Source organism: Cellulomonas sp. P4_H4 (assembly GCF_056400865.1).
Genome location: NZ_JBFUKL010000002.1, coordinates 454,199 through 472,318, shown reverse-complemented (window position 1 = coordinate 472,318; position 18,120 = coordinate 454,199). Strand labels below are relative to the sequence as shown.

General features: G+C 72.1%; 17 protein-coding genes. 10 read left to right on the top strand and 7 right to left on the bottom strand.

What is annotated here, in order from left to right; all coding sequences use genetic code 11:
• Positions 1-7: 7 nt before the first annotated feature.
• The 3 genes from AC1DPN_RS08450 to AC1DPN_RS08440 form a co-directional block, all read right to left on the bottom strand.
• Positions 8-2,092: a RecQ family ATP-dependent DNA helicase gene (locus AC1DPN_RS08450; RefSeq protein WP_477084287.1), complete on the bottom strand. Its 2,085-nt coding sequence runs from the start codon at positions 2,090-2,092 to the stop codon at positions 8-10.
• 43 nt (positions 2,093-2,135) lie between these two features.
• Positions 2,136-4,604 carry a glycoside hydrolase family 5 protein gene (locus AC1DPN_RS08445; RefSeq protein ID WP_477084286.1) on the bottom strand — a complete coding sequence of 823 codons (2,469 nt, stop codon included), beginning with the start codon at positions 4,602-4,604 and terminating at the stop codon, positions 2,136-2,138.
• 78 nt (positions 4,605-4,682) lie between these two features.
• The gene (locus AC1DPN_RS08440) at positions 4,683-5,642 is read right to left on the bottom strand and encodes an RNA polymerase subunit sigma-70 (RefSeq protein ID WP_477084285.1); all 960 of its coding nucleotides are present in this window, start codon (positions 5,640-5,642) and stop codon (positions 4,683-4,685) included.
• 108 nt (positions 5,643-5,750) lie between these two features.
• On the opposite strand from AC1DPN_RS08440, the gene AC1DPN_RS08435 reads away from it, so the two are divergent.
• Positions 5,751-6,491, top strand: coding sequence for an SDR family NAD(P)-dependent oxidoreductase (locus AC1DPN_RS08435; protein ID WP_477084284.1), 741 nt, complete (start codon positions 5,751-5,753; stop codon positions 6,489-6,491).
• 57 nt (positions 6,492-6,548) lie between these two features.
• Here the strand turns inward: AC1DPN_RS08435 and AC1DPN_RS08430 are convergent, their stop codons facing one another.
• Positions 6,549-7,610, bottom strand: a complete 1,062-nt coding sequence (locus AC1DPN_RS08430; RefSeq protein ID WP_477084283.1) for a class I SAM-dependent methyltransferase — start codon at positions 7,608-7,610, stop codon at positions 6,549-6,551.
• A 69-nt stretch (positions 7,611-7,679) separates the two neighbouring features.
• On the opposite strand from AC1DPN_RS08430, the gene AC1DPN_RS08425 reads away from it, so the two are divergent.
• Positions 7,680-8,327 carry a helix-turn-helix transcriptional regulator gene (locus AC1DPN_RS08425; RefSeq protein WP_477084282.1) on the top strand — a complete coding sequence of 216 codons (648 nt, stop codon included), beginning with the start codon at positions 7,680-7,682 and terminating at the stop codon, positions 8,325-8,327.
• Positions 8,324-9,040 (top strand): PIG-L deacetylase family protein, encoded by a 717-nt coding sequence (locus tag AC1DPN_RS08420; RefSeq protein WP_477084281.1) that lies wholly within the window; start codon positions 8,324-8,326, stop codon positions 9,038-9,040. The genes AC1DPN_RS08425 and AC1DPN_RS08420 overlap by 4 nt, the downstream gene beginning before the upstream one ends.
• A 17-nt stretch (positions 9,041-9,057) precedes the next feature.
• Here the strand turns inward: AC1DPN_RS08420 and AC1DPN_RS08415 are convergent, their stop codons facing one another.
• On the bottom strand, positions 9,058-10,533 hold the full coding sequence (locus AC1DPN_RS08415; protein WP_477084280.1) for a M15 family metallopeptidase: 1,476 nt from the start codon (positions 10,531-10,533) through the stop codon (positions 9,058-9,060).
• 393 nt (positions 10,534-10,926) lie between these two features.
• On the opposite strand from AC1DPN_RS08415, the gene AC1DPN_RS08410 reads away from it, so the two are divergent.
• The 5 genes from AC1DPN_RS08410 (at position 10,927) to AC1DPN_RS08390 (ending at position 14,778) form a co-directional block, all read left to right on the top strand.
• Positions 10,927-11,364, top strand: coding sequence for a MarR family winged helix-turn-helix transcriptional regulator (locus tag AC1DPN_RS08410; RefSeq protein WP_477084279.1), 438 nt, complete (start codon positions 10,927-10,929; stop codon positions 11,362-11,364).
• Positions 11,365-11,432: 68 nt separating this feature from the next.
• Positions 11,433-12,872, top strand: coding sequence for an MATE family efflux transporter (locus tag AC1DPN_RS08405; protein WP_477084278.1), 1,440 nt, complete (start codon positions 11,433-11,435; stop codon positions 12,870-12,872).
• Positions 12,873-12,964: 92 nt separating this feature from the next.
• A complete protein-coding gene (locus tag AC1DPN_RS08400; protein ID WP_477084277.1) occupies positions 12,965-13,609 on the top strand; it encodes a dihydrofolate reductase family protein in 645 nt (214 codons plus the stop codon).
• An 87-nt stretch (positions 13,610-13,696) separates the two neighbouring features.
• Positions 13,697-14,131 (top strand): VOC family protein, encoded by a 435-nt coding sequence (locus AC1DPN_RS08395; RefSeq protein ID WP_477084276.1) that lies wholly within the window; start codon positions 13,697-13,699, stop codon positions 14,129-14,131.
• A gap of 5 nt (positions 14,132-14,136) precedes the next feature.
• Positions 14,137-14,778: a winged helix-turn-helix transcriptional regulator gene (locus AC1DPN_RS08390; protein WP_477084275.1), complete on the top strand. Its 642-nt coding sequence runs from the start codon at positions 14,137-14,139 to the stop codon at positions 14,776-14,778.
• An 8-nt stretch (positions 14,779-14,786) separates the two neighbouring features.
• Here AC1DPN_RS08390 and AC1DPN_RS08385 read toward each other — a convergent pair whose 3' ends face one another.
• Positions 14,787-15,548, bottom strand: a complete 762-nt coding sequence (locus AC1DPN_RS08385) for a helix-turn-helix domain-containing protein (protein ID WP_477084592.1) — start codon at positions 15,546-15,548, stop codon at positions 14,787-14,789.
• Between the two features lie 234 nt (positions 15,549-15,782).
• Between AC1DPN_RS08385 and AC1DPN_RS08380 the strand changes: the two genes are divergently transcribed.
• Entirely contained in the window at positions 15,783-16,448 is a 666-nt protein-coding gene (locus tag AC1DPN_RS08380) for a DUF4097 family beta strand repeat-containing protein (protein WP_477084274.1), read from the top strand.
• Between the two features lie 52 nt (positions 16,449-16,500).
• On the opposite strand, the gene AC1DPN_RS08375 is transcribed toward AC1DPN_RS08380, so the two are convergent.
• Positions 16,501-16,986, bottom strand: coding sequence for a methyltransferase family protein (locus AC1DPN_RS08375; RefSeq protein ID WP_477084273.1), 486 nt, complete (start codon positions 16,984-16,986; stop codon positions 16,501-16,503).
• A gap of 68 nt (positions 16,987-17,054) precedes the next feature.
• Between AC1DPN_RS08375 and AC1DPN_RS08370 the strand changes: the two genes are divergently transcribed.
• The gene (locus tag AC1DPN_RS08370) at positions 17,055-18,116 is read left to right on the top strand and encodes a GNAT family N-acetyltransferase (RefSeq protein WP_477084272.1); all 1,062 of its coding nucleotides are present in this window, start codon (positions 17,055-17,057) and stop codon (positions 18,114-18,116) included.
• Positions 18,117-18,120 lie beyond the last annotated feature (4 nt).

Genomic DNA, 18,120 nt, shown 5'->3' with positions numbered 1-18,120 from the left:
CGACGACTCAGCCGCGAAGGGCGAGCGCGAAGGGCAGGACCGCGGGCGCGCCGGCCCGTCGGAGCTCGCGGGCGGCGACGGTGATGCTCCACCTGCTGTCCACCAGGTCGTCGACGAGGAGCACCGGACCCGGCGGAAGGTCGATACCCGAGGCGTCGAACCGCTCCCAGACGGCGGCGAGACGGAACGCGCTGCTGCCGCCGGGCTCACCGCTCGGGCCGCCGTCGCGCAGCGTCAGGGCACCGGCGTAGGGCAGGCGGCCGACCTCGGCGAGGCCACGAGCGAGCGAGTCGACGAGCGACGGCCGCCGCCGCGACGGCATGGCGACCACCGAGGTGGGTCGCTCGTCCCAGCCCCACTGTGCGAGAACCCGGACGCAGCCGGCGAGCATGGCCGGCGTGACGGGCGCGTCCGGGGCGCCGGCCGCGAAGATCTCGCGCAGCGCGTTCCCCCAGCCCAGATCGGTCAGCCGGGCGAGGGCGCGACCTTCGAGAGCCCGTTCACCCGGGGCGATGTTGCCGCGGACGCCCAGGCGGTCGGCGACGCCGACGGGCCACTGCGCACGCGGCTCGACGGGCACGCCGACCCGGTCGATCGCGCGGGCGGCCTCGTCCGAGGCGCTCGTCACCACGTCGAGGGGGTACCACGCGCCGGCGCACGAGTCGCAGCGACCGCACGGGGTCGCGGTGTCGTCGTCGAGCGTGCGTTGCAGGAACTCCATCCGGCACCCGTCGGTGCGCTCGTAGTCGAGCATGTGCTGCTGCTCTGCCTCGCGTGCGGCCGCGATGCGCTCGTACCGGTCGGCGTCGTAGGTCCACGGCTGGCCGGTCGACTCCCAGCCGCCTCTCACGCGCCGCACCGCGCCGTCCACGTCGAGCACCTTGAGCAGCAGCTCGAGCTGGGTCCGGCGGACGTTGACCAACGCTTCGAGCGCAGGCGTCGACAGGGTCGACCCGTCCGCGAGCTCGCGGAGCACCCGTGAGGCCCGGTCCTGCGACGGCATCGAGGCCGTCGCGAAGTACCGCCAGATGTCGCGGTCCTCGGGGCCGGGCAGCAGCAGGACGTCGGCGCTGGCGGTCGCACGGCCCGCGCGGCCGACCTGCTGGTAGTAGGCGACCGGTGATGACGGCGCTCCGAGGTGCAGCACGAACCCGAGGTCGGGCTTGTCGAAGCCCATGCCGAGCGCGCTCGTCGCGACCAGCGCCTTGACCGCGTTGGCCTTGAGCGCAGCCTCCAGGTCCTCGCGCTCCGCCGGGTCGGTCTGGCCCGTGTAGGCACGCACCTGGTGTCCGGCCTCGCGCAGCAGGCGTGCGGTGTCATCGGCCGCGGACACGGTGAGCGTGTAGATGATCCCGGACCCCGGCAGGTCCGCGAGGTGGCTGAGCAGCCAGCCGAGCCGCGTCCGGGCGTCGGGCAGCCGGAGCACGCCGAGGCGCAGGGACTTTCGCGCGAGCGGACCGCGGATCGTCAGGACCGACGAACCGCCCAGCTGGTCGGCCACGTCCGCGACGACCCGGCTGTTCGCGGTCGCCGTCGTCGCGAGGACCGGGACGCCCGCGGGCATCTGCGCGATCAGGTCCCGCAGCCGCCGGTAGTCGGGCCGGAAGTCGTGGCCCCAGTCGCTGATGCAGTGCGCCTCGTCGACCACCAGCATCCCGAGCCTGCGCACGAGCGCGGGCAGCTGGTTCTCCCGGAACGACGGGTTGTTCAGGCGCTCGGGAGAGACGAGCAGCACGTCGACCTCGTCGGCGTCGAGCGCGCCCAGGAGCGACTCCCACTCGTGCGCGTTGGTCGAGTTGATCGCGACCGCCCGGACCCCTGCCCGTTCCGCGGCCGCGACCTGGTCGCGCATGAGCGCCAGCAGAGGAGACACCAGCACGGTCGGGCCCGCGCCCCGCGCACGCAGCAGCATCGTCGCGACGAAGTACACCGCCGACTTGCCCCACCCGGTGCGCTGCACGACCAGCGCCCGTCGGTGCTCGTCGACGAGCGTCTCGATCGCCTCGTACTGCCCCTCGTGGAACTGGGCGTCGGGGTTGCCGACGAGCCGGCGCAGCACGGCCAGGGCATCGTCGCGGGTGGCGTCGGTCACGCGGTCACCCTGCCATGCACCGACGACACCCACGCCCCGAGCGCTACGAGGCCGAGACCGTGTACCTGCCGGTCGCGCAGCCGGTGACCTGCCAGCCGCCGGGCACCTGGTCGACGGACACGTCGGTGACTCCGGTCGTGTCGAGCGACGGCTCCGCCGCACCGGGCACCCAGATGTCGAGGTCGCAGCTCACGGCGTCGTCGTCCGACGTCGCGGCGAACGAGAGGCCGACCTGGGTGGCGTCCGAGACGAGTGAGTCGATCGTGCCCGGGAACACCCGCGGGTACGCGCGAGTCAAGGGCGTCGCGTACTCCTCCGGAGGCGGCGACAGCTCACCGGTCTGGCAGTCGACGGACACGAAGTTGCCGGAGCTCGTCGCGTCGTCGCCCGTCTCGGGCGAGCCGCAGCCCTGCCGCCACACCCAGAACGCGCCACCGATGCCCAGCTCGTCCTGCGCGGTCACGAACCGTTCGACCTTCGCGCCGTCGACCGCGGGGTCCCCGAACCAGCCCCACTCGCCCGCCCACAGCGCGGCGCCGTACGACCGGGCCGCGTCCTTCGACACGCTCAGGTTCCGCTCGATCGACGCGATGGTGAACCCGAGGCTCTGGTCGAGCGTGATCGACTCGGAGTACGGGTGCGGGGCGAAGACGATCTGCGTGTCGTCGGTGAACCCTGGCGGCGGCGTCACGTCGAACGCGAGCCCGGACCACAGGACGCTCGGCTCGAAGAACGCCAGGTGCGCGAACCCACCGGGCGTGGCGGACTCGGCGGCGCGGATCGCGGTGATCGCCTCGTCGTAGTAGCGCCCGAGCAGCAGGGACGACGTGATGGGCGGGCTCGTGCCGATTCCCGGCTCGTTGAGCAGGTCGTAGCCGGCGACGGCAGGCTCGTCGGCGAACTCCTGCGCGACCTTGGCCCATGTCCGGACCAGCTCGGTCTGGATGCCGTCACGGTCGGTGTAGAAGTTGCTGAACGCGGTGGCGACCGCCGGAGCGAGGTCGCGCGCGAGGAACTCGCAGTGCAGGGTGCCGTCCGTGATCGTCGCCCACGTCGGGGCGCCGTCCCACCCGGTCGTCGGCGAGGTGCCGCCACCGCACTCCTCGTCGGGCGCGGCCAGCGCGTTCCCCCAGGCGTCCTGGTGCAGGTCGAGCACGGTGTAGATGCCGTGCTTCTTGGCCGTCACGACCGCTGCGCGGATCTTGTCGAGGTAGCGCTCGTCGAACTCGCCCCGCATCGGCTCGAGCCGGGACCAGGACATGCCGAGGCGGACGACGTTGAAGCCCATCGAGGCGATCCCGGCGAAGTCCCGGTCGGTCAGCGGGCCCGTGGCGGGGACGTCGGGGTGGCGCAGGTAGTAGTCGATGAGCTGGTTGACGTTGACGCCGCGCAGCAGCACCTGCCGCCCCGTCTCGTCGCCGATCACGGGCGGGTCGCCGGGCAGCAGCTGAAGCCGCGGCACACCGGTCGCCTGCACCGGCGCCACGGCGGACGGGCTGCTGGGCGAGGGCGCGGGGAGCACGAGCGGGATCGCGACGAGCACGACGGCCACAGCGGCGACGACGAGCCGAGGCAGGTGCGGCAGGCGGACCCGGCGCACCGCCCACGTCACCGCAGCGGCGAGCAGCCCGACCGTGACGCCGTAGCCGATGCCGGTCGCCAGGCTGATGACCGTGGTGGCGAACCACCAGCTGTCGGACCCGGCGTAGGCCACGGCGGCGATGATCGCGTCCACGAAGCCGAGCACGACCCCGGCGACCACGGCCGCGAGCCACACCGCGACGACGACACCGCTCGTCGCCCACCGCCGGACCAGCCAGGCGAAGACGAGCCCGAAGAGCGCGATCCCGGCCAGCGTGCCCAGGACGCCGGCGGACACGGTCGGCGCGACGAGCGGTCCGACGAACGCGTAGCCGACCGAACCCCCGCGCCACGCGGTGGCCGCGAACCCGACCGCGGCCAGGGACATCACCGCGAGCATGACGAGGACGGGCTGGCGCACCGCGGCCCGGCGCCGCGCGCCACGCGGGGTGGACCGGTGGGCGAGCACCGCGACGACCGCGACCAGCGGACCCGCGACGAGGCCCTTCAACCCCGCGAACCCGGAGGTGGTGAAGGCGAACCGGAGGGCGTCGAGGATGCTGAGGCTCGGCCCCACCGTCGGCAGGGCGATGACGAACCCGGTCACGGCAGCGGCGACGGAGACCGCGCCGACCGTCGCGGCCCAGGTGACGACGAAGACCGGTCGGCCCGCGCGGGCGACCACGGCGACCGGCAACGCCGTCCCGACGAGCGTGATCGGCAGCCCGATCAGCAGCGGCGCCCAGCGGAACACGCCGCCGGTGCCGACGAGCGGCAGCCCGTGACCACCCACGGGTGCGAGCAGTCCCGACGGGTCGACGAGCGCGAAGACGGCGACGAGCAGGAGGACGGTCAGGGCCGCTGCGAGGGGTGCGCGGTAGTCCGGGCGGCTCAGGAGGGCACGGCCGCGAGGTGTCGACGTCGTTGTCATGGTGAGGGCGGAGCGTATCGGCCGGCGGTGCTCCACGGCGTGATGCGGGTCCCGCGTTCACTCGGACGGGCGCCCAGGTCAGGTGCGGCTCGGCCCCGTGCGCGGCAGTCCGAACCAGGCGAGGACCGAGCTCTCGAACCGGGTCAGCGCGCTGATCCCGTCCTGGCGCACCGTCAGCACGAGCAGTCCGGTGCCGTGCGTGACCCCGTCGGCACCGTGCAGGTAGGTGCCGAACGCCAGCTGCCCGTTGGCCCTCGTCGGCACCAGGGAGAATCGACGTCCTGTGCCGAGGATGCTCGCGCAGAAGCCCGCCGCGAGCGCGCGGCCCTCGTACTCGAACGGCATCGGCGGCATGGAGATGAACACGTCGTCCGTCAGCAGCGCGACCACCGCGTCGACGTCGGCAGCCTCGTACGCCCGGACGAACTCGGCGACGAGGGCGTCGCTCGGCGCCACCACGGGTTCGGGCGCGGGGAGACGCGACCGCGCACGCTTGAGCGCGCTGTTCACCGAGTCGAGGCTGGTGTCGAGCATGTCGGCGACCTCGGCCGCGGGGAACCCGAGCACGTCGCGCAGCACCAGGACGGCCACCTGCCGCGGTGGCAGGAGCTGGAGCGCCGTGACGAACGCGAGCGACAGGTCCTCGCTCCGCTCGACGCGCTCGGACGGGTCGTCCGGGAACGGCTGCAGCCAGACCACCTCGCCCAGGCGGCTCGGCTCCGGCGGCGTCACCCCGGGCACGTTCCACTCCTGCGCGGGACGCCGGCTCTCCGCCCGCCGCAGGTTCAGGCAGCGGTTGGTCGCGATCCGGTACAGCCAGGTGCGCAGCGAGGCCCGGCCCTGGAACGCGCCGATCCCCTGCCACGCGCTCAGCAACGTGTCCTGCAGCGCGTCCTCGGCGTCCTGGTAGGACCCGAGCATGCGGTAGCAGTGCACGAGCAGCTCGCGGCGGTGCGGCTCGGTCACCTCCCGGAACGCGCGCGCGTCGCCCGCGCGGGCGAGCTCGACGAGGTCCTCCACCACTGGTGCTCTCTCCATGCTCGTACGGACACCGGCTGTGCACCGAACTGGGCGCCCAGTCCTGCGCCGATCCGGTGTCTACATCCTCGACGTCCCGGACCGACCGGGCGAGTGAGGAGGCCGGGAATGTTGCTCGAGGACAAGGTCGTCGTGGTCTACGGCGCTGGCGGGGCGATCGGAGGCGCGTTCGCCCGGGCCGCGGAACGCGAGGGAGCCCGCGTCTTCGCGACCGGACGCACCGCCGCCCCGGGGATCGAGCCGGTCGACGCGCTCTCGCCGTCGGAGGTCGCCGACCACATGTCGTCGGTGATCGACCGGGCGGGCCGGGTCGACGTCTCCTTCAACGCCATCGGCCTGCCTGACGACGACACCGTCGGCATCCCCCTGCTCGACCTGTCCCCCGACGCGTTCGTCCGCCCGGTCCGCGACTACGCACTCTCGTACTTCCTGACCGCGCAGGCCGCAGCCCGCTGCATGGTCGCCGCCGGCAGGGGCGTCATCATGACCGTCACCGCGCTCCCGGCGAGGTCAGGCAGCCGGCTCATCGGCGGCTACGGTCCCGGGAGTGCGGCCAAGGAGGCCCTCACGCGCGGTCTGTCGGTCGAGCTCGCACCGTCGGGCGTGCGCGTGGTCGGCGTCCGTCCGCACGGCATCCCCGAGGCAGCGTCGATGAAGCACGTCTGGGAGCTCAAGGGCGCCGGGACGTCCTGGGAGGAGTTCCAGGCCTACCTGGCGGGAAGCACCCACCCGAAGCGCGTGATGACCCTGTCCGAGGTTGCCGAGGTCGCGGTGTTCATGGCCTCGGACCGCGCGAGCGGCATGACCGGGTCGACCGTGAACCTGACGATGGGGAGCCTGGACGACTGACGTGCGTGAGGCCCGCCGCCGCGACGCGGGACGGGCCTCACGAACGCACCCCGAAGCTCAGGGGCGCGCCTCCAGCACGAGGTTGAACGGCGTCTCCCCCGCGACGCGAACGCGACTGAAGCCAGCCGCGTGGAGCACCTCGGTCAGCGCCGCCGGCCCCGCCTGCGCACCCAGCGCGTGCTGCCCGCCCTGAGCGAGCGCGCCCGGGGTGCACAGGAACGTCGATCCCGCGTAGTAGGTGCGGCTGACCGGTCCGACGTTGTCGTCGAGACGGTCACCGGCACGGGGCTCGACGACCATGAGGACACCGTCGGCGGCTAGCGCGTGGCGTGCCGCCGCGGCTGCGCCCACCGGGTCGCCCATGTCGTGCAGGGCGTCGAAGAAGCAGACGAGGTCGAAGCCGTCGGCCGGCACGTCGGCTGCCGCGAGCTCCTCGAACCGGACCCGTTCGGCCACCCCCGCCTGCCGGGCGCGGTCACGGGCAGCCACGATCGAGGCACCGTGGTTGTCGTACCCGACGAACGTCGAACGCGGGAAGGCCGCAGCCATCACGTTCGTGGACAGGCCGTAGCCGCACCCGACGTCCGCGACCCTCGCCCCTGCCTCGAGCCGCTCGACGACGCCGTCCAGCGCCGGCAGCCAGCCCTGCACCAGGCTCGACCGGTAGGTGGCCCCGTAGAACCGCTCGACCCCGCGGTACAGCCGAGGGTCGTGCGCACCCCACGCGAACGAGCCGTCGCCCCGGAAGGCGAGCTCGAGCTGGTCGGCGTCGGCCCAGATCGCGGCGACGATCTCGAACGCCCCGCCGAGGAAGTACGGCGACGCCTCGTTCGCGAGAGCCTCCGCGTGCTCCAGCGGGAGGCGGAACAGGTCCGCCTCGTGCTCGACGTAGCCGCCGGCCGTCTGGTTGCGCAGCCACTCGAGCACCAGCCGCTCGTTGGTCCCCGTCCGCGCCGCGAGCTCGCCCGCGGTCAGCTGCTCCCCGGACGCCATCGCCCGGTAGAGCCCGAGCCGGTCACCCAGGTACGTCGCGGCCGAGCTCTCCGCTGCGGCCAGGTCGGTCACCGCTCGGCCCATGAAGGCCTCGAGCTTCGTCGCGTCCATCGTCTGGACTGTCATGGTCATCTCCTTGTCGTTGCTCCACTTTGGAGTACCGATGGTTACTCAAATATGGAGTAGTGTCAACCCATGCCTCCCACGCCTTCGACCACCCAGCGCGCGCTGCTCGGTCTGCTCTCGATCCGACCGTGGACCGCCTACGACCTGACGCAGCAGATGCGTCGGGCCTTGCGGTGGGCATGGCCGCGCTCGGAGGCAAACCTCTACAACGAGGTCAAGCGCCTGGTCCCGAACGGCTTCGCGACGGCGGTGGAGGAGGAGACCGGCGGCCGCTCCCGGACCAAGTACGAGGTGACGGAGCGGGGCCGCGAGGAGGTACGGGCGTGGCTGGAGAGCCAGCCGCCGGCGCCGCCGCAGGTCGAGTTCGAGGCACTGCTCCGCCTGTTCCTGGCAGACCAGGGCACCGTCGAGCAGCTCAGGCGCACGATCGCCGAGACACGCGCCCAGATCCTCGAGCAGCTCGAGCTCGGAGTGGTCATCGCGGAGGACTACCTGAACGCTCCTCCGTTCCCCGAACGCGCGCACCTCAACGTGCTCTTCATGCACTTCTCCGCCGGCTTCGCCCGCCACGTGCTCACCTGGTGCGACGACGTGGAGGCCGAGATCGCAACCTGGCCGGGTACCGCCACGGACGTCGGTCTCACACCGGGCACGCACCAGATGCTCGAGCAGACCCTCGCGTACTACCGCTCGACGCTCGACGAGGCATCGACATGACCGGCCGCCTGACGGTGGCCGACCTCGGGACCGTTCTGGGCGTGTGGGCGCACCCCGACGACGAGTGCTACCTCATGGCGGGGACGGCGATGCTCGCCGCGGCCGCGGGTTCGCACGTCGCAGTCGTCACCGCCACCTTCGGCGAGGCCGGCCAGACGTCCGACGAGTCCCGCTGGCCCGTCGCCTCGCTCGCCGAGATCCGCCGACGCGAGATCGCCGCAAGCCTTGCCGAGCTCGGCGTCGAGGACCACGACTGGTGCGGACTTCCCGACGGCGGGCTGCCGGACGTCGACCCCGAGGTCGGCATCAACCTGGTCGCCGACATCATGGCCCGGGTGCGCCCGGACACCGTCCTGACGTTCGGGCGCGACGGTGTGACCGGGCACCCCGACCACGTCGCCGTCGGCGACTGGGCGCACGAGGCGGCTCGTCGCGTCCTGGGCGAGCGGTGCTCGGTCCTCTCCCCGACCATGACCGCCGCGCTCCTCGCACCGTTCGCCGAGGTGAACGCGGTCGTCTACGAATGGGCGCCACCCCCGGTCGCCGCACCTGAGGACGTCGTGCTGGAGGTCCAGCTCAGCGGTGCGTTGCTCGACCGGAAGGTCCGCGCCCTCCAGGCACAAGCCAGCCAGACCGCCGCGCTCGAGGCATGGATGGGCGCGCAGACCTATCGGGCCTGGGTCGCGGCCGAGCTCTGGGTGCGCCGGGGCTAGGTTCCCCCGAGCGCTCGTCATCCCCCGGTCGGCGTCGGAGTCGCCTGGGCCGGCTCGGAGGGTGGGGGCTCGGGTGTCGGCGTCTCGGTCGGGGTCGGCGTCTCGCCAGGCGTCGGGGTCGGCGTGGGCGTCGGCGTCGGCGTCGGCGTCGGCGTCGGCGTCGGCGTCGGCGTGGGTGTCACGGTCGGCGTCGGTGTCGGCTCCGGGGTTCGCGTGGGCGTCGGGGTCGGAGTGGGCGTCGGCGTCGGCGTGGGCACGGGGGTGGGTTCGACCGCGGGCTGCTCGGGCGGGGTGACCGGCGTCTCCGTATTCGGCTGCCCGTTCACCAGGATCGGCGTCGACGTGCCGGTGCCACGGTTGTCCGTCGTGCCGAACTCCCAGTGCCACGGCTCGTGCGGACCGCGTCCGCCCTCGTCCATGTACGTCGGGTGGTGCCAGCCGAACAGCACGGCGTTCGCCTTGAGCCACAGGTACTGCGCCGAGCGGTAGCTGCCGACGCCGTCGCCCAGGTCGATCGCCAGGCCCCACCCGTGGTTGGACGTACCGGGCGTCGCGGCGAGGCCGCCCTTGGCCGCCTTGGTGCGGACCTGCTCGGCGAAGGTGCGGTACGAGCCGCTGAGGACCATGTCGTGCCCGAACGCCTCGCGGTAGGCCACGTTCATCCGAGCGAGCGCCTCAGCCGCGTCGCACCGCAGGTGGTGCTGGGGGGCGAACTCGACCGGGCAGAGCACCTCGAGCGGGATGTTCCCGTTGGCGTAGCCGTCGGTCGAGCGAGCCTGCTGCTCGGCCCTGGCGATCGCGGCCTTCGTGGCGTCGTCCGCGGTCAGCGCCTTCTGCTGGGCGGCCGCGGTGATGCCGGCGACCGCGTCGCGCGCCTGGATCGCGGACTCGGCGGACAGGACGACGTCCCGTTCCTCCGCGGCCGCGTGGGTCGCCCCGACAGCCGCGTCGAGTGCACTCACCTGCGGGTCGGACCCGACGAGCAGGCGGGACAGCGCCGCGTTCTGCGCCGACTGGTCCGCGAGGTCGATGGCGACGAGCAGGACGTCGGTCTCGACGCCGGTGACCGTGCGCGCCGCCAGGGTGACGTCACCGTCGGCGACGTCGTCGCGGGCGTCCTGGACCCGGGTCGGCAGCTGCTCGGCCGTAAGCGTGGCGGTGGGGATCGGCGCCGCGTCGGTGACGGGCTGCGCGACATGCTGCACCACAGGGGCCGTCGGCGGGGTGATCCACCACGTCTCCACCGGCTCGGCCTCGGGCTCGACGAGCGGGTGTCCGACGAGCGTGGCGGTCGCCGTCGCCGCCGCCTTCAGCCGCGCGTCGAGACGCGCCAGCGCCATCCGCAGAGCCGCGCCCGTCGGCGCCGCCTGGGGTGCGATCTGGCCCTCCGAGAGCACCCGGTCGGCCGAGGTGAGCCCGACGTCGGACGCGCGCGACGACGAGACGAAGGGGTGCGCCGCAAGAATCGCGCCCAGGACCGCGACGGCCGACACCGCAGCGACCGACGCGAACGCCGGCCGGTTGCGATGAGGGCGCGCTCGGTGCTGAGCGTGGCTCTTCCGTAGAGATGCGAGCACTGGTGCCCCTCCGACGTGCGTCGTCAGTCGACCCTCTCACTGCCTGCGTGCGCCCGTCGAGGGCGATACCGGCTGATTTGGTCGTCAATGCCCGACTTGGCATGAACGGGCCACGAACTGCCCTCACGCTCAAGTTGCCCCCTGCCGCCGAACGGTCGCAACTCGTGGTGAACACCGGGTCGACCCGGCCCGGCACGCCGATGAACAGCGAGCGGCCGCTCGCCGAGCGCCCGTGCAGGTCAGGGCCGCGCGGAACGTCTGATGATTCGATCGTTGACAGTTAGAGATCAAACAGTTAGTGTTCTCATCATGAACGCACCACTGAGCACCCACCCACTCGACCTGGTCCGCTGGATCGGATGGGCCCAGCTCAAGGCCGGCGAGGACTGGGTCCGCGAGCGCGGGCTCAGCCACCAGCAGAGCTTCGTCCTCGGCTACCTGGTCCAGAACCCCGGTGCGATCCAGCGCGACATCGCTGCGGTGAGCCGCACGAGCGCGGCGAGCGTCTCGAGCCTCCTGCAGGGCCTCGAACGCCGCGGCCTCGTCGAACGCCGCACGGAGGACGGCGACGAGCGCAGCAAGCGCGTCTTCGCGACGCAGGCCGGCACCGAGCTCATCGCCGGCTTCGACACCGCGATGGCCGCCGCCAACGAGACGATCCTCGCCCCGCTGGACGAGGCCGAGCGGGCCCAGCTGCACGCGCTGCTCAGCAAGATCACCGCAGAGCTGCCCCAGCCCACCCGCTAGCCCCAGCACTCCCCCTGCCGCGCCGGCACCCGCCGGCGCGCGATCGAACCTGCCCGAAAGGAGCGGTCATGACCACCACGACCCTCGAAACCCCGGTCTCGGCCGCCGTCGTCGGCTCCAACCGCTGGTACCTCTCGGCCGCCCCGATCGCCCGAGCCCTCGTGCACCTGTGCGTGCCGATGGCCGCCGCGATGATCGTCGGCGCCGTCTACAACGTCATCAACGCCGGCTTCATCGGCTCCCAGCACGACAGCACGCTGCTCGCCGCGGTCACGCTCGGCGCGCCTCTGCTCGGCCTCGTCATGGCGGTCGGCGGCGTGTTCGGCGTCGGCGGCGGGGCGCTCATCTCCCGGCTGCTCGGCGCCTCGGAGCACGAGCCCGCCGAGGCGGGCACGATCAAGCACGTCGCGTCGTTCGCCGTCTGGGGCGCCGTGCTCACCGGTGCGGTGCTCGGCGTCGTCGGGCTGCTCCTGCTGCACCCGCTGGTCTCCCTGCTCGGCGCGGACTCCGCGGCCGTGCCCGCGACCAGTGCCTTCGTCGGCGTGCTGCTCGCCTTCGTCCCGGTGCTCGCCGCGGCGTTCTGCCTCGAGCAGATCGTGCGGGCCGAGGGCGCCGCGCGGCAGGTGATGATCGGGCTCATCGGATCCACGGTCGCGAGCGTCGTGCTCGACGTGCTCTTCATCCTGGTCATGCACTGGGGCGTCGCCGGCGTCGCTCTGTCGATGGGCCTCGCGAACCTCGGGGTCGTCATCTACTTCGTCGTCTGGCTCCAGCGCAACAGCGAGCACATCAGCCTCGCGCCGCGGTGGTTCACGCTCTCGCCTGCCGTGCTCAAGCCCGTCTTCGGCGTGGGCGCCGGTGAGCTGTTCCAGTCGTCGTTCCTCATCGTCACCTCGCTCGTGCTCAACAACCTCGCCGCCGCCTACGGGGACAGCGCGCTCGCGGCCATGGGCGTCGCCGTCCGCATCGCGCAGGTGCCCGAGTTCCTGGTCATGGGCGTCACGATGGGCGTGCTTCCGCTGCTCGCCTACTCCTACGGCAAGGGCGACCGGGCGCGGCTCTTCTCGGCGCTGCGCGTCTCCGCGATGACCGTCGGTGGCATCGTCGTGATCTCCGCGACCAGCGTGTTCCTCCTGCGCGAGCAGGTGTTCTCCGCCTTCTCGGCCGACCACTCGGTGCTGGCCATCGGCGTCACCGTCCTCGCTGCGCAGCTCGTCGCGATGGTCGTCAACGGGTTCACCGGCCTGCTCACGTCGCTGTTCCAGGCGACCGGCCGGTCCGGTCCGGCGATCATCATGTCGATGGCGCAGGGCGTGCTGTTCATCCCGATCGTCATCGTCGGGAACCTCTGGTTCGGGCTCTCCGGCATCATCTGGTCGCTCACCGTGTCGGAGGGCATCGTGCTCGTCGTCGGCGTCGTGCTGTGGCTCGCGTCGCGCCGGGCCATCGACCGCGGCCTCGCCGAGGGCAGCCCGGAGCGGGCCGACGAGGCGCTCGAGGCAGCCTGAACGCGGGGCCTCAGCACCCCGCGCCGGTCGGCGGCGGCCGGACTAGGCTCGACGGATCCGTTTTCGCCACCCCCCGGACCGGAGGCTTCGCCATGGGCCGCCTGCACATCGACCTGTTCACCACGCTCGACCTCGTCGCCCAGGCGCCTGGCGCTCCCGACGAGGACCGGTCCGGTGGCTTCCCGTTCGGCGGCTGGCAGGCACCGCTGGACGACGACTTCGTGGGCGAGCAGGTCGGGGCCGGGATAGCCGCGATGGACGCGTTGCTGCTCGGCAGGCGGACGTACGACATCTTCGCGGCGTACTGGCCGCAGCACGAGACCGGGCTCGACGGGGAGATCGGAGCCAAGTTCGGCGCGATCCCGAAGTACGTGGCCAGCCGAGGCAACCCATCGCTGAGCTGGCGGGGCTCGACGCTGCTCGGCCCCGACCTCACCGCTGAGGTGGTGTCGCTGTGCGAGCGGCACGAGAACGTCCACGTCATCGGGAGCGTCGACCTCGTGCAGACGCTGCTGGCCGAGAACCTGTTCGACGTCCTGACGCTGTGGGTCTACCCGATCGTGCTCGGGCAGGGCAAGAAGGTCTTCCCTGACGGCGCCACCCCGTCCGCGCTGCGGCTGCTCGAGCCGCCCGCGACCGGCAGCAGCGGCGTCGTCCAGCTGCGGTACGGGCCGACGGGCTCAGCCCCGACGACCGGGGACATGAGCCAGCCGGACCGCGGCCTGAAGTCCCCGTAGCCCGAGCGCGAGAAGGGGTTGACGTCGTACTTGTTTTTTGCAAGTGTCGTCGTGTCAGCAATCCCAGGGACACGAGAGGCAACCGAGATGACCGCGATGTTCGTCAACCTGCCGGTGACCGACCTGGAGCGCGCGAAGGCGTTCTACGCGGGGGTGGGGTTCGCCCTCAACCCGATGATGTCGGACCACAACGCCGCGTGCTTCGTCGTCGAGGAGGACCACAGCTACCTGATGGTCCTGGTGCGCGAGTACTTCCAGACCTTCACGGACAAGCCGCTCGGCGACCCGGCCGTGAGCCCGTCGGTGTCGGTCGCAGTGTTCCTGGACAGCCGCGACGCGGTCGACGCGACCGTCAGGGACGGGCTCGCGGCGGGTGGCGTGGAGGAGCGGCCCGCCTCGGACTACGGCTTCATGTACCAGCGCCAGCTCACCGACCCCGACGGCAACATCATCGAGCTCGGCTGGTTCGACCCGTCGGCCGCTGCGCCCGAACCCGAGACCCTCGCGACCCAGCAGGCCTGAGGCCGATGTCTCCACGCGACTACGGGCAGTACTGCGGCGTCACGCAGGCCCTGGAGCTCGTCGGCGAGCGCTGGGCCCTGCTCATCGTGCGCGACCTGCTCGTCGGGCCGCGCCGCTACGGGGAGCTCGCCGCGGGGCTCCCCCGCATCCCGAGCAACATCCTGGCGGCGCGGCTCAAGGAGCTGCAGGCGGCCGGCGTCATCCGCCGGGCGCCACGCTCGCGCATCATCATCTACGAGCTGACGCCCTACGGGCGCGAGCTCGAACCCGTCGTGCTCGCGCTCGGCGCCTGGGGCTTCAAGGCGCTGGGCGACCCGCGCGACGAGCAGGTCATCACGCCCGACTCGATGACCATGACCCTGCGGACCGCCTTCCGACCGCTCGTAGCGGCCGACCTTCCCGCGACCGCGTACGCCGCGCACTTCGGCACTACCGGGCTGCTCATCCAGGTCGACGGGTCCACCCTCGCCGTCGCGCGCGGGGACGGGCCGGTCGACCTCGCCTTCGCCACCGGTCCCGGCATCCACCAACTCATTTCCGGCGAGCTCGCCCCGGACCTGGCGATCGCCAACGGCGTGGTCGAGGTGCTGCACGGGCGCGGCGACCTGCTCGACCGCTTCGCCAGCACGTTCCACCTGGCCGCCTGACCCGAGCCCTAGCCGTCAGTACGCCCGTCCGCTGGTGAAGGCTGCGTGCCTTCCACTCGCGCGGGCTGCACGACGAGGATCTCGCGCGCCTGCTCCGCGGCGCGGGCGATGCTCTCGCCGACGAAGTCCATGAACCGCGCGACGTTCTCCAGACGGACGGCGGCCGGCGTGCCCGGGCCCAGCACGCCGACACCTTGCCGCGCCGTCTCGGCCAGTCGGGCGTTGGACCGGGCGCTCTCGATCATCGACTGGTACCAGACGTCGGCGTCGGCGACGTAGCGCTCGCGCCGGCGTTCGTCGCGCTCGCGCAGGACGAGTCCCTGGCTCTCGAGGTACGCGATCGACTTGGAGATGGACGCCGGGCTGACCTGCAGGCGGGCGACGAGCTCGGACGCGGTGAGGCTTCCCGCATCCGTCGTGTAGAGGCAGGTCAGGACCCCCGCGGCGATCCTGGGCAGCCCGGACCCCATGAGCAGCGTCGTGAACGTCTCCTCGTACTCACGCACGGCGTCGGGGTCGCGTCCGTCGGCCCTGAACGACGGCGCAGATCCGGGCGTCGTCACGGCCCGACGTCGGTGGGCACGACGCTCGGTGGCGCGGTGGGCCAGCTCGGCGCGGTAGGCGGTCGGGCCGCCGTTGCGCATCACCTCGCGCGTGATCGTCGAGGTCGGGCGGTCCAGACGTCGGGCGATCTCCGCGTACGCCAGGTCGTCGGCGAGACCGAGAGCGATCTGGTGCCGCTCCTGCTGCGTGAGCCTGCCTCCGGGCATCGCGACCTCCATGGTTCCGACGAGAGCAGGAGCATAGCGTTCACTCATCGTCCATTGCAACGTCGGCTCGGTCCTGATGTTGCGTTGAATTCTGAATCATTGCAATGATTCGTGCGCTCTGATCTGCATGGATGTGCAGTCATCGCAAACTCATCGTTGCCCAAATGGCGAACGCAACGTAGCGTTTCGAATGTCAGAAACACAGAGCACGCCAAGCCACAGGAGTTGAGCACGATGCAGAACTTCGCCACCACCGCCCCCATCACCGCCGTCCTCGACATCCCGGCGGGCCGCGTCCAGGTCATCGCCGCCGACCGTTCCGACACCGTCGTGGAGGTCCGCCCCGCGGACGCCTCGAAGGGGCGTGACGTGAAGACGGCCGAGCGGACCACGGTCCAATTCCAGGACGGCATCCTGATCATCGAGACCCCGACCAAGCACGAGGTCCTCGGCAACTCCGGCTCCCTCGAGGTGACGGTCCAGGTTCCCGCCGGTTCCCGCGTCCAGGCCAAGGCGGCCAGCGCGGAGATCCGGGGCGTCGGACGCCTCGGCGACGTGACGTTCGACGGCGCCCAGGGCGTCATCAAGCTCGACGAGGTCGCGAGCGTGCAGGTCCGCACCCACACCGGTGACGTCTCGGTCGGCCGCCTCGACGGACCCGCCGAGATCAGCACGGGCAAGGGCGACATCCGGATCGACGAGGCCGTCCGCGGCAAGGTCGTCCTGAGCACCCAGCTCGGCGACGTCTCGGTCACGGCGGCCGCCGGATCGTCGGCCTCGCTCGACGCCGGCGCCACCTACGGCCGGATCCAGAACGGGCTCGTGAACGCCTCCAGTGTCCCTGAGCTGAACATCCACGCGACGACGGCCTACGGCGACATCACCGCCCGCAGCCTCTGACGCAGCCCACCCGGCGGCGCGAACCGACCCTGGGTCGGTGCGCGCCGCCGGTCTAGTGCTGCGGGTGCCGCACCGGGCCGATCCAGCGAGGCACGCGCCGCCGGTAGTCGTCGTACGCCACACCGAACCGCTCGTGCAGGAAGCGTTCCTCGGGCAGGACCGCTCCCCAGCGCACCAGCGCCACCGCAGCCGGGAACAGCACGAGCCCCCAGAACGTCGGCACCAACAGCGCGACACCGACGTAGAGCCCGAGCAGGCCGACATACAGAGGGTTGCGGGAGAGCCTGAAGGGCCCCGACTCGATCATCGCGTGCGTCGCCTGCCCCGGCAGGAGCCCGGTCTCGTACCGGGCGAAGAGCCACAGCGCCCAGCCGTTCCACCCGACGAAGAGGACCACCAGCGCCCAGCCGAGCGGGACCCGCCACCCGCCGAGCTCGACGGGGTCACCCCACGCCAGCGTCGCGAGCCACCCGACCAGCCAGGGGACGCCGATCGCCACCGGCGGCCAGAGCCGGAACGAGACCACTGCCTGCGCCATGCCCCCATTCTTGCGACGCCGACGGATTCACGTTGCTGTCGCCGGGGCCCCGCGGCGAGGCTGACCCGATGATCGATCTCGTCACCGTCCCCGCCGACCCGGACCATCCCGACGCCTGGACGGTGGAGGGGACCGTGCTCGTCGCCGACGCCATCGACCGCGAGATCCACGGCTCGAACGACTTCGCGGTGGACGTGCCGACCACGCGGGCGACGCTCGTCGAGCCGCACCGCAAGGTCCACCGGCTCGTCGCGGTCCCCCGCGGTACGAGGGACGTCGTCGGCAGGGCGATGGTCGGCCTGCCGCTCGTCGGCAACACCCACACCGCGGTGGTGTTCGTCGCCGTGCACCCCGACTGGCGACGTCAGGGCATCGGCTCCGCGCTGTTCGACGCCGGGATGCAGCTGGCCCGCGACGGCGGACGCAGCGTCGTCATGTCGGACTCGTCGTACGCCGTCGAGCCACCCCCGGGCCAGCCGGGGATCGACTCACCGACGGGCAGCGGGCGCATCCCGCTCGACGACGACTCGACCCGGTTCGCACTCTCCCGCGGGTTCACGCTCGAGCAGGTGGTCAGGCACTCGGTGCTCGACGTCCCGGTGCCTGCCGCCGTCGTCGACCCGCTGCGCCCGAACCCCGGCCCGGACTATCGCGTCCACACGATGCAGGACGCGTACGACGAGGTCTGGCTCGACCAGCTCGCCATCCTGCGCACTCGCATGAGCACGGACGCACCGCACGCCGGGCTCGAGCTGACGGAAGACCCGTGGGACGCCGACCGGGTGCGCACCGGCGCCGCAGACGTGCGCGGACGCGGGCAGGGCTTCCTGTCGGCCGTCGTCGAGCACGTGCCGACGGGGACCTTGGCCGGCTTCTCGGAGGTCGCGTACCCGTGGGACAAGCCCGCGGTGGTCTTCCAAGAGGACACCCTCGTGCTCCGCGAGCACCGCGGTCACGGGCTCGGCATGCTCGCGAAGCTCGCGGTCCTCGACGCCCTGTCCGTCGTCCGCCCGCAGGCCGAGCGCATCCACACGTGGAACGCGCAGGAGAACCAGCACATGCTCGCCATCAACGTCGCGCTCGGGTTCCGGCAGGAGAGCGTCGACGCCGAGTGGCAGCGGCCCATGTGACGTC